Annotated in this window: 11 protein-coding genes; 3 read left to right on the top strand and 8 right to left on the bottom strand. The window is 62.7% G+C overall.

Annotated features, from left to right (window positions below):
- Positions 1–87: 87 nt before the first annotated feature.
- Entirely contained in the window at positions 88–1014 is a 927-nt protein-coding gene (locus U8326_RS01030; protein ID WP_324743656.1) for an AraC family transcriptional regulator, read from the bottom strand.
- A gap of 326 nt (positions 1015–1340) precedes the next feature.
- On the opposite strand from U8326_RS01030, the gene U8326_RS01025 reads away from it, so the two are divergent.
- A complete protein-coding gene (locus tag U8326_RS01025) occupies positions 1341–2402 on the top strand; it encodes a zinc-binding dehydrogenase (protein ID WP_324741819.1) in 1062 nt (353 codons plus the stop codon).
- A 21-nt stretch (positions 2403–2423) separates the two neighbouring features.
- Here U8326_RS01025 and U8326_RS01020 read toward each other — a convergent pair whose 3' ends face one another.
- Positions 2424–2855: a hypothetical protein gene (locus U8326_RS01020; protein ID WP_324741818.1), complete on the bottom strand. Its 432-nt coding sequence runs from the start codon at positions 2853–2855 to the stop codon at positions 2424–2426.
- The gene (locus tag U8326_RS01015; RefSeq protein ID WP_324741817.1) at positions 2852–3877 is read right to left on the bottom strand and encodes a phosphotransferase family protein; all 1026 of its coding nucleotides are present in this window, start codon (positions 3875–3877) and stop codon (positions 2852–2854) included. Before U8326_RS01015 ends, U8326_RS01020 begins: the two co-directional genes overlap by 4 nt.
- Before the next feature lie 141 nt (positions 3878–4018).
- Between U8326_RS01015 and U8326_RS01010 the strand changes: the two genes are divergently transcribed.
- On the top strand, positions 4019–5146 hold the full coding sequence (locus U8326_RS01010; protein WP_324741816.1) for a hypothetical protein: 1128 nt from the start codon (positions 4019–4021) through the stop codon (positions 5144–5146).
- A gap of 22 nt (positions 5147–5168) precedes the next feature.
- Here U8326_RS01010 and U8326_RS01005 read toward each other — a convergent pair whose 3' ends face one another.
- Positions 5169–6200: an NAD-dependent epimerase/dehydratase family protein gene (locus tag U8326_RS01005; protein ID WP_324741815.1), complete on the bottom strand. Its 1032-nt coding sequence runs from the start codon at positions 6198–6200 to the stop codon at positions 5169–5171.
- Between the two features lie 208 nt (positions 6201–6408).
- Between U8326_RS01005 and U8326_RS01000 the strand changes: the two genes are divergently transcribed.
- Positions 6409–7161 (top strand): response regulator transcription factor, encoded by a 753-nt coding sequence (locus U8326_RS01000; protein ID WP_324741814.1) that lies wholly within the window; start codon positions 6409–6411, stop codon positions 7159–7161.
- A gap of 100 nt (positions 7162–7261) precedes the next feature.
- Here U8326_RS01000 and U8326_RS00995 read toward each other — a convergent pair whose 3' ends face one another.
- From U8326_RS00995 to U8326_RS00980, 4 genes are all read right to left on the bottom strand, one after another.
- Positions 7262–9520: a TonB-dependent receptor gene (locus U8326_RS00995; protein WP_324741813.1), complete on the bottom strand. Its 2259-nt coding sequence runs from the start codon at positions 9518–9520 to the stop codon at positions 7262–7264.
- A gap of 419 nt (positions 9521–9939) precedes the next feature.
- Entirely contained in the window at positions 9940–11673 is a 1734-nt protein-coding gene (gene dld, locus U8326_RS00990) for a D-lactate dehydrogenase (protein WP_324741812.1), read from the bottom strand.
- A complete protein-coding gene (locus U8326_RS00985; protein WP_324741811.1) occupies positions 11673–13244 on the bottom strand; it encodes a GMC family oxidoreductase in 1572 nt (523 codons plus the stop codon). Before U8326_RS00985 ends, dld begins: the two co-directional genes overlap by 1 nt.
- 23 nt (positions 13245–13267) lie before the next feature.
- Positions 13268–13813 (bottom strand): gluconate 2-dehydrogenase subunit 3 family protein, encoded by a 546-nt coding sequence (locus tag U8326_RS00980; RefSeq protein ID WP_324741810.1) that lies wholly within the window; start codon positions 13811–13813, stop codon positions 13268–13270.
- Positions 13814–13830 lie beyond the last annotated feature (17 nt).

Raw genomic sequence — 13830 nt, 5'->3', positions numbered from 1 at the left:
GAATGAGCGCCTGATACGCCAAGCGGCAGGCGAGATATTGAACAGGAGTGCGCGGCAAGCGGTATGAGAACGCACGGCGGCGCAATGTCAGGAATGGAGCTTGCGCCGATACTCGCTCGGGGTAAGCCCGAAGCGCTGTCTGAACAAGCGGTTGAGATGCGAGGAATCGCAAAATCCGAGGTCGTGCGCGATATCCGAAATCTTCGCGTGGGAATTCTGCAAGGTGAGGGATCGCCTGGCCCTCTCCAGCCGCTCCACATTCACGTAATTGGAGAATGTCGTTCCATATTTGTGGAACAGGCTGTGAAGATAGCGAACGCTGATGCCCAGTTCATCCGCGATGTCGGAAGGGCCGAACCGATCCATTCCGATCCGCTCGTTCACCGCGCGCTTGGCGGCGGAAAATATCTCGAACTGGTGGCGGTTCGAGAATTTCGTTCCCTCGTCCCGCGGCAGGCAGGACAGGATGAAATCTATCGAGGCGTCGATCACGCTGTCGAGTTGCCGGTACGGAATGCTCTCCAGTTCCCGGTGAAGGCCCCGGATATGAGCCCCGATGAGCCTGGCGATCCCTTCCTTGCCGGAAATCACCTGCCCCTCGAATTCATCGGAGAAGCCCGACCTGCGCTCCACGATCTTGCGCGGGAGCCAGATCATCTCGCAGCGCGATGGCGCGAGGCAATCGAACCTGGTGGGGATTTTTCCATCCCACAGGAGAATATCGCACTCCCCGGCTTCCATCACTTCGCCACGCTGTTCGAGCAGCATCCGCCCGCCGTTATAGACCGTGAGGCAGATGTAATCGTCGTTCGAGCGGCTTATTTCCCGATTTCCGCGGGTGCCGGAACACAGCCCATAGGACAGCTCGCCGAACAACAGCCCGCCATATTCCCGGCGGCGGATCGAGGCGCTGAATTCATTCTCCTGCGAACTGATGGTCCACGGCACCTCCAGCGATTCCGCCGCCTGCGCGAAGCTTTCCACGGAATGGAATGTCTGTCCGTTCGAATTCATGTCCACAGCGGCATTCCCCATGACGCAACCCGATCACCATTCCGAAGCCGCCATCCGGCCACGATCCATCCCGGCGAATCCGGCACTGCGGGAATGCCGGCAGGCAGCGAGCCGAAGACCGGCATGATGCCCTGTAAGGCCCTCAGGATGAATATTGCTTGTCCCATATCAAGGAATGGCAAGGTTTGAACAGGGCAAGGCGGCCCGCGCTACTGATTTCCGTCGCTACCCGAACGGGCAAGCGGATGCTCTCTTCCCGCGCGCCGGCTTGGCTTCCTGCCCTTTCGGAATAGGATCGCCGCGTCGGGAATCGGAGAGGAACCCAGATGAAAGCCGCCATACTCAGCGCAGGCGCCATTCGCGTCGACGATCTGCCCGAGCCGACTCCCCAGGCGGGGCATATCGTCGTCAAGCCGCTGGTCTGCGGAATTTGCGGCAGCGATCTCCATGCGCGCGACCATGCCCCACATTTGTGCGACCTACTGCATCGCGCCGGATTTCGCGGATTCATGGACCCGGAGCAGCCGGTGGTGATGGGGCATGAATTCTGTTGCGAAGTCCTCGAAACCACGGGTTCGCTGAAGGCCGGCGACCGGGTGGTTTCGCTGCCCTTCCTGATCGGCCCGCAAGGGATCGTGCTGATCGGCTATTCCAATCATTTCCCGGGCGCTTTCGCGGAGCGGATGCTGCTCGATGCGGCCAGTTGCGTTCACGTGCCGGATGACGTTCCCACCGAAATGGCCGCGCTCACCGAACCGCTGGCGGTGGCCGTGCATGCCGTGAACGAAGGCAGGGCCGGGCCTGACGCGGCCTATGCCGTCATCGGCTGCGGGCCGGTCGGGCTGTTCGTGATCGCCCGGCTGCGCGCGCTCGGCCTCGGGCCGATCCTGGCGATCGAGCCAAACCCGGCCCGCCGGGCCATGGCGGAAAGAATGGGCGCCGATACGGTCATGGCGCCCGATGGCATGGCAGGCGAATGGTGGGATGAGATGGGCCTGCCGCTCGGCCTATCCGATGCCATGGCGGTCGATCCTGCCTCCCGCCGCCGTTCACGCGCAGTCATCTTCGAATGCGTGGGCAAGCCCGGCATGCTGATGCAGGTCGCGCGCGGCGCTCCGGTCGGCGCGACCATCGTCGTCGTCGGCAACTGCATGGAAGACGATGCGATCGAACCGGCGTTCCTGCTGCAGAAAAGCCTCAACCTGCAGTTCGTCTTCGCCTATACGCCCGACGAATTCGGCGCAGCCTTCTCGATGATCTGCGAAAATCCCGACCGCCTGCAGCCGATGATCAGCGAAACCACCGACCTGGCGGGCGTGAATGCCGCGTTCGACAGGCTTGGCGGCGGCGACGACGCGATCAAGATCCTGGTGCGGCCCGATCTCTGAGAGACAGGCCCCACCGCAGCCTCAGAAATTCGCCGATCCGACGCGCCGCATCTCCACCGAACGGCGCAGCACATCCCAGATCGAATCCTCGAGTTGCCTTGCCGCCTCGCTTGCATCGGCCTCCACCCGCTCGTGCAGGCCGATCAGCGCATGGCGCAGGCGTTCATTCTCCTTCTCGAGGCTGGAAATACGCAGATCGGAATCGTCGCCCCCGGAGCGTTCGATCAGGCCGGAGTCCCCGAACAGCTCCCCGCCCTGCCGCAGCAAGGTGCGAATAGCCTTGTTTTCGCTCACCAGATTGGCGGCCGCGCCATCCCATTGCTCGGCGATCATATCGAGCAGCTCCGCCCCCATCCCCGCGACATTGGCGCGAAAGCCGGTAAGCTCCTCCATGAGATCGGTCCGCAAGCGCGTGGCGAGTTCCGCCGCGACCATAGAAACGCCTGGCTTCATAGTTTCCCCATCAGTTCGAGCGCCGCCCTGTCCTGCGAATTGCGCAGCCACCACGCCGCATAGGCGTGGATCACTTCGCGTCCGCTGCCGCTTTCCCAGACATGAGCGCACGCATCCCAGATCGCCTGCGCCTTCACGCAGATGAACAATTCCCACCAGGCAAGCGCTTCCGGATCAGCGGCGAGGCCGCTGGCCTCCTCCCATATCCGGATCGCCTCCTCGCGCGGGGCGAGGCCCGAGCGCCTATCGTTCTTGCCGAAGGAAAAGGTGCGGGTCATGCTCCACGCGAGATCCTCCAGCGGATCGCCGCAATGCGCCATTTCCCAGTCGAGCACGGCTTTCAGATTGCCTTCGTCGTCATAGAGGAAATTGCCGGCGCGGAAATCGCCATGCACCAGAGCCAGCTTCTGCGCGACCGGCTGCCAGCGATAGAGCTTGCGGATCGCCGCGCGGATGATCGGCTGCGGGCCGACATCGTGCCGATCGAGATAGGCCACCCAGTAATCCAGCTCTTGCCGGGCGGTATTTTCCCGGGTCGCCGGGCGAGTGAACGAAAGGTCCAGCCGTTCGGCCGGAACGGCCGCCAGCCTGCCCATGGTCGACCACATCTCCTGTGCCACCTTGGGCAATCGGTCGGCCCATTCGGGCTGCTGCAGCTGATATTCGCTGTTGTGGAAGCCGCGTAGATCCTCCGCCAGGGAAATGGCGCCGCCCAGCGGTTCCGGGTCCTCTTCCAGCAGGATCATTTTCGGAACGGGGATGCCGTGCCCGTAGATCGCCCGATAGGCCTCGAATTCATGCCGGCGGTCGCTGTCGACGTTCGAGGCCGGCGGATCGCGCCGCAGAATGACCTTCAACGCCTCGCGCGCGCCGGCCCCGTCGACATAGGAAAGATCGAAGCGGAACGTCTCGCGCGACGCCCCCATCGGCAGGCGATGCAGGCCCTCCACCTTGATCTCGCGCCACTCCGGCTTTCGCCCGGCCAGATAGGCGGTGAGATCGGCCTCCGTGATTTCCTTCATGCATCCGTCCCGACAATATTGTTGGACATGGATAGACTTGGGAACATCGGCCGGGCAACAACGGAATTCCGTCCCTATGGGCGCGGGACGATCGACCTAGAGTAGCGCATTACCTGCGACCTTGCCGGAAAGGGCCTGAACGTGCTGATCAAATATGACGACTATCCGCTCCACCAGACCGCGGAGCCGCTGTCATACATCTCCACCAGCGAGCGGAATTTCTACGCGCGCTACTGGTATAACGGCTATGATTTCGACGGAGAATTCTACATCGGCGTGGCCTTTGCCGCCTATCCCCACCGCGAGGTGATGGACGGCGCGGTTTCCATCGTCCGCAAGGACGGCACCCAGGACAGCTTCCATGCCTCGCGCCGCCTGCGCGGCGACCGGACCGACCTTTACGCCGGCCCGATGCGGCACGAAATCGTCGAGCCGATGCGCACGGTGCGCGTCACGGTGGAAGAGAACGACAGCGGCTTCAGCTGCGACCTGACCTTCCACGCCAGCACCGTCGCCCATGAAGAGCCGGCCGACCATGTCAAGCAGGGCATCCGCACAGTGGCGCAGATGAAGCGCTTCAGCCAGTTCGGCCGATGGGAAGGCCATGTCACGGTCAATGGCCGGCGGCAGGAGATTTCACCCAAGACCACATACGGCACCAAGGACCGTTCCTGGGGCTGGCGCTGGACCGGCGAATCCGAACAGGGCGTTTCGCGCGATCAGCCCGAGCAGTTCTTCTGGCTATGGGCGCCGCTGCATTGGGAAGACCGCTGCACCCATTGGGGGCAGCACGAATATGCCGACGGCGCGCGCTGGAAGCAGTTCGCCCAGATCTTCCCGACCCATCCGATCAAGGGAGATTTCGACACGCTGAAGGAAGGCGAGGTCAAGGAGATCATCTGCGGCCCGCACCGCCTGACATTCGTGCCGGGAACCCGCCTGCTGGGGAAGTCGGAGATCGACATGATCTATCCGGACGGCCGCACCGAGACGTTCACGCTGGAACCGCTGCTGCGCTATCACATGATCGGAACCGGCTATAACCACCCGGAATGGGGCCACGGCTTCTTCAAGGGGGAAGAGGCTTATGCGCTGGAAAGCTGGAACATCAACGATCTGGACGTGAACGCGCCGCGCTACCTCCACATGCAGCACGTGGTCCGCGCGACTTGCGGCGACAAGGTGGGCATCGGCGCGCTGGAGCAGTACATCACCGGCCCGCATGAGCGCTATGGGCTGAAGGGTTTCCTCGACCCCTATCAGCCCTGAATACGGCTCCGATCCGGCGGCGTCAGGCCTCGAATATCCTGACGCCGTCCGCTTCGCCGGAGTGCGCTTCTTCCCCGCGCCGCGCGATCTCCGCCAGGATCGCATCGTCGGCGGTGAAATCATATTCGTAGCGGCTTCGCCCTTCCTCGCTGAACCAGCGATAGGAATCGGCCAGCCCGCTGCGCAGATCGAACAGCGGCTCCCAGTCCAGTTCCCGCCGCGCCTTCTCGATCGAGAAGATCATGCTGCCATGGCGCGCCTCGAGCCAGTGCCCCACCGGCGAACGCATCTCGGCGGGCAGGCCGCCCGGCATGGCGATCAGCCTGGCTTCCACCCCCACCGCTTCCCCCATCAGCCGCATGTAGCTGGAAATGCTGCAATAGTCCGATCCGGCGATATTATAAATCTGGCCGGCCGCGCGCTCATTGCCGAGCACGGAAGCAAGCGCCCGGGCCGCGTCACGCACATGGATGAAATGCACGATCGCTTCGGTCTTGCCGGCCAACAGGAGCGGGCGGCCTTCCTCGAGCCGGCGGAAGGTGCCCGGCTCGCGAGTCACGAGCGGGCTCATCGGGCCAAGGCTATGGCTGATGCGCATGACGCTGTAAGGCAAGCCGTTCTCGCGTCTCTCCTTCTCCAGCAAGGCTTCGCACCTCACCTTGTCGTATCCGTAGCCGCCGTAGAAGATCGAGTCCGGCTTGTCCGCCAGCGCGGCATCCTCGGTCACCGGCAGCGCATCCGCCCATCGGTAGGCGGCAATCGAGCTGGTGAACACGAAATGCTTCACCCGGCCGCGAAACAGCTCCACCGTGGACGCCAGCTGGTCCGGATTATAGGCCGTGTTGTCGAACACCGCGTCGAAGGAATCCCGCAGCGGCCCCAGCACATTCTCCAGCACGCCCGGCTCGTGCCGATTGCCGTGCAGGCGCGTGACCCCTGCGGGAAGCGCGGCGGGATGGCTGTTGAGCACGGCCACCTCATGCCCCCGCTCCGCCAGCTCGTGGACAAGATTGAGGCCGATATACCGGTTGCCGCCAAAGACCAGAACTCTCATCGCCGCTGCCACTCCTCCCGAATCCGGCCTGCATCGTCTCAGGCTGCGTGAAAAAGCCAAGTGACGAATTTCCCTCATTCATACCGGATTGGCAGCAATTCCCGAAACCTCCGCTTTCGATTGAAAATCGGCTCGTTTCCCAATATGGTCGGACGAAATTGATCGAATACAGTTCGACCGCTCTTAACGGCGCATGAGGAGGGGAAACATGCTGGTTTCAGCGGACATTGCCGAACGGTCGGATCAGATGGTTTCCGCCTGCGGCCTCGACACGCTGTCGATCTTCTTCACCGATCGTTCGGCCCATTCCGAAACCGTGACCTACCTCCATCACTGCGGCGTCTCCCCGGCCGCGCAATATGCCTATCAGCACGGCCGCGTGTTCCGGCACGATCCGTTCACCCGCATCGTCGACCAGTCCGACCGCAGCGGCAAGCTGATCTGGTGGGAAGACCGGCAGCTGAGTTCGGCGGCCCGGGCGGCGGAGCATTACAAGTCCTTCATAAACTACTATTCGGTCGATGTGGTCGGAGCATGGGTGCAGCAATTGCTGCCGGACTTCATCCTGGTCATCGGCGCGCATTGCAGGAACGGAAGCCATCACAAGAGCGATGTCGCCCGCCGCCTGTTCCAGCATGAGATTTCCGCGATCTCGCAAATGGTGGTCGGCCAGCTGCTCGAAGAAACGCTGAGCGGCGCGGGCGGCCGGGGCCTGCTGCGATCGGTGCTGTCGGGGAACAGGCAATGGTCGCCGGATAACGCGATGACCGCGCTGTCGCCGCGCGAACGCGAGATTGCGAGGCTGGTGAGCGCCGGAAACCAGAACAAGCAGGTCGCCTATATGACCGGCATCTCCGAATTCACGGTCGAGAACCATTTGCGGAAGATCTATCGCAAGCTGGGGGTCCGCAACCGGGCGGCGATGACCGCGAGGATTCACTCCGCGACCACCTATCAATAGCCCAGCCGTCCAGCGGCACGGACAGATCGCGACAAGGCGCAATCCGCGAAAAAGACGGCCGGCCGCGGGAGGAAAAAGCTGCGGCCGGCCGCTAAGCCCGTCAGAAACTATAGCGGGCGGTAATCCCATAGCTGCGCGGCGGGGCGTGCAGCATGTAGTCATATCCGAAGGCGCTGCGCAGGTTCAGGCCATACATGAAATACTTCTTGTTCAGCAGGTTGGTCGTCCACAGCCGCAAGGCGAACTGATCGCTTTCCCAGCCGAGATTGCCGTTGACCAGGAAAACATCCGGCGCGTGCAGGTTCTGGTTCCCGTCCTCGTTGTTGAAGGGCGAGAAATACTGCTTGCTGGTGTAGACCACGTTGGGCGAGAACACGATATTCCCGGCGCCCAGCGGCGCGACGGTCCAGTCGAACCCGGCATTGATCGTCACTTCGGGAGCATTGGGCAAGGTGTTGCCATCGAGATTGACTCCCGAAAGCGTCAGCTTGTCGTATGTCGCATCCAGATAGGTGAAGCCGAGGTTCGCATCCAGGCCACTGAACAGGCGCGCGTTGACTTCCAGCTCCACGCCCTTGATGGTCGAGCCGGGCGCGGAGCGGATGAACCCCGTGGTGCCGATCACTTCGTTGAGCTGCTGGTTCTTGTATTTCGTGAGGAACGCCGCCGCCGTCAGATTGGCGCGCCCGTCCAGAAAACGCGTCTTCAGCCCGACTTCATAGGCATCGACCTTTTCCGGCGGAACGAAGTCGATCGGGTTTCCGGCGTAGAACTGGCTGCTGAACGAGCCGGCGCGATAACCACGGCTGTAATGGCCGTAGATCATCGCTCCGCCATCGAACGTATAGTCCAGCCCGACCTTGCCGGTCAGGCGGCTGCTCTTCCGCTTCTTGGCCGCTTCCGGAACGATCGTGCCGTCCGGCAGGATCGCGCCGTGGGTGAAGGTGATCGACGCCGCATCCGGATCGGCCGGATCGAAATCATAGGTCGAGAACGGCGGCGAAGTGGCCGGGTCCGCGAATTGGGTGAGGAAGGAATAGGCGTCGCTGTGCCGGTTGGTATCCTTGGTGTAGCGCAGCCCCAGGGTGAAGCCGAGGTGATCGCCGAATTTCTGGTTGATCTGCGCGAAAGCCGCATAGGATTTCCGCACCTGGATATAGTGCTGGTAGAAATAGAGCGTACTGACGAGCCGGTAGCGATCCTCGTTGTTGATCTTGTCCCAGCCGTAATAGACACCGGCCTGCACATTCGTGTGGTCGGAATCATACATCAGCTTCAGTTCCTGATTGAACTGCTTGTAGACATCCCCGTAATTGGTCTGGAGGAAGCCGACAACAGGCGTGCCGGAGCCTTCCTGCGACAGGTTCTGGCGCGACCAGTCGTAGGCGGACAGCGACTGGATCGAGAAATTGTCGCTCAACTCGTAATTGATCGTCAATTGCGCCCCTGCATTGGCGATATCGTTGAAGCCGAGATCCGGCTGGTTCGTCTCGAAGAAACTCAGATTGTCGTTGGAGCGAAAATAGCCGGAAATGCCCGAATTGTCGTTGAGGTGATAGGCGGCCGCCTGCGTCGGCTTACCCTTGCTGCCGGTGAACTTGAGCATGACATCCAGCCGCTCGTCCGGCTTCGCCCGGATGATGAGCCGTCCGGCGATCGAATCCTTCGAATTCGCGTCGGGCTGGCCGGGATAGATATTCTTCACGAAGCCATCCGCCTCGACATAATTGGCCGATGCGCGAAAGCCGAGCTTGTCCTCGATCAGCGTGCCCTCGACCGCGCCCTGGCCCCGCACTTCCTGGAAGCGGCCGTAACCGGCTTCGAGATAGCCGCGCGCGCCGGCCTCGAGACTGGGCTTGACCGAGATGAAGTTGATCGCGCCGCCGGTCGTGTTGCGCCCGTAAAGCGTTCCCTGCGGGCCGCGGACGGCTTCCACCCGTTCCAGATCGTAGAGCTGGAGGCCATGCATGGTCCGGGCGCTGAGATAGTTGTCATCGGTATAGATGCCGACCGGAGAGACTTGGTTCGCGCCATATTCATTGCCCACGCCGATGCCGCGCATGGTGAAGTTCGGCTGCGCATCGCCGAAGGCGCTGGTGACCTGGAGCGAAGGCACCGAGCCGCTCAGGCCGAAGGTGGAGGTGATGCCCTGGCGGGCCAGATCGTCGGCCCCGAGCGCCGACACCGCGACAGGCACTTCCATCAGGGATTCGGAGCGGCGCTGCGCGGTGACCACGATTTCACCGAGCCTGCCGTCATTCTCGTCCACACCGCCTTGCGCACCCTGCGCCAGCGCCGGCGTGCCCAGACATGCGGCCGACGCGCATAGCGCGCAGGTGATTGCCCTCAATCTTCTCATTGTAATCCTCCCTCTATTCCGCCGATATTACGTTGAATAATTTTGTCCGACGATTTTGCCGAAATGTATCGCTTGCCCTTCCAGGTATGGATTTCCGTTCAGCCTCCTCGATCAATCGAAAACGGAAACTAGCCGCCGCGCATTCACGCCCGGTCGAAGGGCCGAAGGCGGCGCTATTCCACGATGACTACGGTACACAAACCGGCCATTTCGCAATCCTGACGGATTCCCGTCATCGATTGCGCCAGCATCGGGCCAGCACCGGATAGTCAAGTTGGGGGATGGAGGCCTTGCCGGGCCTTAGCCGGGTATATTCGTTTCACAGAATACAGCAGGATTATGATTAGCGGGAAACAGCTTTATTTATCACGATTATATCACCCGGATTATCCGCCGCCGGGAAATCGAAATCTTCTCGGTTATTTCCATCCATATCGGCGGGATGTCTGTCCTATCCCCGGATTGAACAGGTTGCAGGGGTCCAGCGCCCGATAATGGCGAGCCAGCGCGGGCTTGGCCGCATAGATATGGCCCACATTGTGCTCGGCCGGATATTCCGCGCCCCGCGCTTCGAGCGCCGCCCCCATATGGCGCTTGAAGGCGCCGAGATCGGCGCCCTTGCGGATGATGTAATCCTGATGGAACACATGGCAGAAGAAGTGCCCGTAATAGAGGATCTTCTCGGCGGACTGCGCGATCTCGTCCGGAAGCGTCTCGAACCAGTCGCGGTCGTCCCGGCGCAAGGCGATGTCCAGCGCGACGATATCCTCCACCTGCCGGGGGTGCAGCGCCCGATAGCGTATGGCCGCGCCCGCGACCGCAAAGCGCTGCAGGAATGCGGCGCTGGCCTCCTCCCCGGTGCATTCGATGTAATCGAGCGAGAGCTTCCCGACAGCGGCGGAGAGGTAGGCGTGCGCTTCGCCAATGCCCTCTCCCGCCATCTTGAGGATCAGATGATGCTCGAAACGATCGCGGAACTGCTTCAAGCGCACAGGCAGGTGATCCGGAAACAGCCGGGACACGGCCTGCAGGACCCTGTCGCCGAAATTGGCCCCGGCCGGCAGCCTGTCGAAAAGCCGCTTCACGCCGAACAGCGCGGGCAGGCGATCCGTGCCGAGGTGGCGGATCGCAAGGAAGGTGTCCTTGCCATATTCCGTCGCCATGTCGAACGCATCGCGATGGACATATTCTCCCGAGACGGGGAGCGAGGCGAACCCGCCGAGGATCGAGCGGCGCAATTCCGCAAGGGCGGCGGTGTCGTTCGTGCCGATATAGAAGGTCTGCGTCTCGGCATCCCTGGGAAAGCTATCCAGCCGCACGGCGAAGAGCATGATCCTGCCGGCGCTGCCCGAAGCCTCGAACAGCCGCGAAGGGTCAGCGTTGAAGCGCGCGGGCGAGCTGGCGTCGATATGCCGGACATGGTCGCAATATTCGTGATCCGATGCGCGGCGATCATTCGATGCAAGGACGTCGGCGGCCGTGAATGCGCCCTTTTCCAGCCGGTCCAGAATGGCTTCCGGCTCGTCGCCCAGCCCGATCCCCAGATGATTGACGAGATGGAGCGCCTCATGCTCATCCAGCGCCGCATACAGCGCCAGCTCGGTATAGGCCGGGCCGCGGCGGACCAGCGCCCCGCCGGAATTGTTGCAGATGCCGCCGAAGACCGATGCGCCGATGCAGGACGAGCCGATCACCGAATGCGGCTCCCGCCCGAGCGGCGCCAGCGCCCTTTCCAGATCATACAGCGTCGCGCCCGGCAGGCAGACCACCTGCCTGCCCTCGTCGATCAGATGCAGCCCCTTGATCCTCATCGTGTTGATGAGGATCACCGGACGATCATATTCCCCGAAAGGCGTGGAACCGCCGGTCAGCCCGGTGTTGGCGGCTTGCGGGATCACGATCACCCCGGCCGCCACGCAGATCCGCAGCACCCGCCACTGTTCCACCAGAGTGCCGGGGCGCACCACCGCCAGGACCGGCCCTTCGCCCACCCGGCAACCCGTGGCGAAGCGGCTTGTCCCGGCTTTCCCGGTCAGGACATGCCGCCGCCCCACGACCGAGCGCAATCGCTCGATTACCGCAGCGCTGCCCGCCCCCGCCGATCCCTCAGGCGCAAGCCGTATGTCGATATCGCTCGCCAGCGCCTTTGCCATCACACTTCGTTGCGCGCCATCAGCCCGGCAAGGTGATCCGCCTGGCGGATGGCCAGCGCCACGATGGTCAGCGTCGGGTTCTCGGCAGCGCCGGTGGTGAACTGGCTGCCGTCCGAAATGAACAGATTGCTGATCTCGTGGCTTTGCCCCCAACGGTTGACCACGCCATCCTCGGGCTTCTCGCTCATCCTGTTCGTGCCCAGATTGTGGGTCGAAGGATAGGGCGGCGTCAGGAGGGTGCGCCTGGCGCCGACGGCCTCATAGACCGCCTGCCCCTGCCTGTAGGCATGGTTGCGCATGGCGATGTCGTTTTCGTGATCGTCGTAATGCACATTGGCGACCGGCATGCCGAACTGGTCCTTCACCTCGCTGTTCAGCGTGATGCGGTTGGTGGCGCGCGGCATATCCTCGCCCACGATCCACATCCCCGCCATGTAATCGAATGCATCGACGGCGGCGGTAAAGTCGCGGCCCCAGCTACCGGGATTCAGGAAGGCGCCGAGGAACGGCAGCCCGAGCGAGATGGTTTCCAGCTCATAGCCCCCAACAAATCCGCGGCTGGTATCGAGCCGCGCTTCGTCACGCGCAATTCCCGCCATCACCGTGCCACGATGCATATGCACCGGCTTCTCGAAGATGCCGTAAACCGAGCCGGTCGTATGCCGCATGTAGTGGCGGCCCACATGGCCCGAATTATTGGCGAGGCCGTGCCGGAACAGGTTGCTTTCCGAATTGAGCAGCATCCGGGGGCTTTCGATCGAATTGCCGGCCAGCGCCACGACCCGCGCCTTCTGGCGCTGCATGGCGCCGGTCCTGTCGGCATAGACGACGCCCGTGACCTTGCCGCTCGCGTCATGCTCTATCCGCAGGACATGGCTTTCCGGGCGCACTTCCAGCCGGCCCGTCGCTTCGCCCTTGGGAATCTCGGTATAGAGCGTCGACCATTTCGCCCTGGTCTTGCATCCCTGGAAGCAGAAGCCGAGCTGCTGGCAACTGCCGCGCCCATCGCGAGGCTGGCTGTTGATGGACATGTTGCCCGTGTGGACATCCTTGTAGCCGATGCGGGTAGCGCCGGCATGGAATACCTTGAAATTGTTGTTGCCCGGCAGGCGTGGAATGCCGTTGGTGCCGGTTGTGCCCATCTTCTGTTCCGCCTTGGCATACCACGGTGCCATTTCGGCCCCGTCGATCGGCCAGTCGAGCAGGGCGGCATCCTCGATCTCGCCGTAGTGGGTGCGCGCCTTCCACTCATGATCCTGGAAGCGCAGGGAAGCGCCCGCCCAATGGGTGGTGGTGCCGCCCACAGCCTTGACGATCCACGCCGGAAGGCCCGGAAAGTCCTGCGCGACCCGCCAACTGCCGGAGGTGGTGCGCGGGTCCCTCCAGGCGAGCTGCGCGAAACTTTCCCATTCATTGTTCACGAAATCCTGGATCTCGTAGCGCGCGCCCGCTTCGAGGCAGACCACCTTCACGCCCTTCTGCGCAAGCTCGTTCGCCAGCGTGCCGCCGCCCGCTCCGGAGCCGATGACCACGACGACGGAATCGTCATCAAGATCGAACTTTCCAGCCATTATCCTGCCCTCCCCGCGCCCGCTTATGCCGGCAGCCAATCGAGATCGTCGAAGCCGCGATGGAGGTATCCGCCCTTTTCGGCGGACGAGCCCTCGTAGCCGAAGTTCGCCCAGATCTCTTCCTGGTTGTAGAGCGCGGTAATCATGCTGGACCGCATCGCACCGAAGAAAGGCGATCCCGCCTTTTCCAGGGACTTGAGCACTTCGACGCGATCCTGTTCCCCCGCAATCGAGAGATATGGCACGCCCTTCAAGGCGGATGCCGCCGCGTCCAGCTCACCCACCCCTTGCCCCAGCGTGACTTTCCCGTCCGCGTCACCGGCCAGTTGCTCGTCGATGATCGCCACCGCGATTTCGTAGATGGAATCCGGCAGGCGGTCGTGCGGATAGAGGTCGCGCGCCATCCTGACCAAGGCAGGCATGGCGGAGGCTGGCGCGGTCTTGAGCGCCTCCGCCGCATGGGCCTTGCCGGAAATCACCGGGCTGGCCGCAAGCAAGGCGGCTGTCCCGGCCGAGCGGCCGATGAAATTGCGCCTGCTCATCACGTCGATCCTGTCAACGGTCCGCATCTCACCCTCTCCTATGT

The organism is Tsuneonella sp. CC-YZS046, from assembly GCF_035581365.1.
In the GTDB taxonomy this organism is placed as follows: Bacteria; Pseudomonadota; Alphaproteobacteria; order Sphingomonadales; family Sphingomonadaceae; genus JAWKXU01.
Note: the sequence above shows the minus strand (reverse complement) of the source record. Positions and strands in the feature narration are given on the sequence as shown.

Bases quoted from the DNA above. Each gene is read 5' to 3' on its own strand.
- U8326_RS01030 (WP_324743656.1), bottom strand. From the start codon at position 1,014: ATGAATTCGAACGGACAGACATTCCATTCCGTGGAAAGCTTCGCGCAG.
- U8326_RS01025 (WP_324741819.1), top strand. From the start codon at position 1,341: ATGAAAGCCGCCATACTCAGCGCAGGCGCCATTCGCGTCGACGATCTG.
- U8326_RS01020 (WP_324741818.1), bottom strand. From the start codon at position 2,855: ATGAAGCCAGGCGTTTCTATGGTCGCGGCGGAACTCGCCACGCGCTTG.
- U8326_RS01015 (WP_324741817.1), bottom strand. From the start codon at position 3,877: ATGAAGGAAATCACGGAGGCCGATCTCACCGCCTATCTGGCCGGGCGA.
- U8326_RS01005 (WP_324741815.1), bottom strand. From the start codon at position 6,200: ATGAGAGTTCTGGTCTTTGGCGGCAACCGGTATATCGGCCTCAATCTT.
- U8326_RS01000 (WP_324741814.1), top strand. From the start codon at position 6,409: ATGCTGGTTTCAGCGGACATTGCCGAACGGTCGGATCAGATGGTTTCC.
- U8326_RS00995 (WP_324741813.1), bottom strand. From the start codon at position 9,520: ATGAGAAGATTGAGGGCAATCACCTGCGCGCTATGCGCGTCGGCCGCA.
- dld (WP_324741812.1), bottom strand. From the start codon at position 11,673: ATGGCAAAGGCGCTGGCGAGCGATATCGACATACGGCTTGCGCCTGAG.
- U8326_RS00985 (WP_324741811.1), bottom strand. From the start codon at position 13,244: ATGGCTGGAAAGTTCGATCTTGATGACGATTCCGTCGTCGTGGTCATC.
- U8326_RS00980 (WP_324741810.1), bottom strand. From the start codon at position 13,813: ATGCGGACCGTTGACAGGATCGACGTGATGAGCAGGCGCAATTTCATC.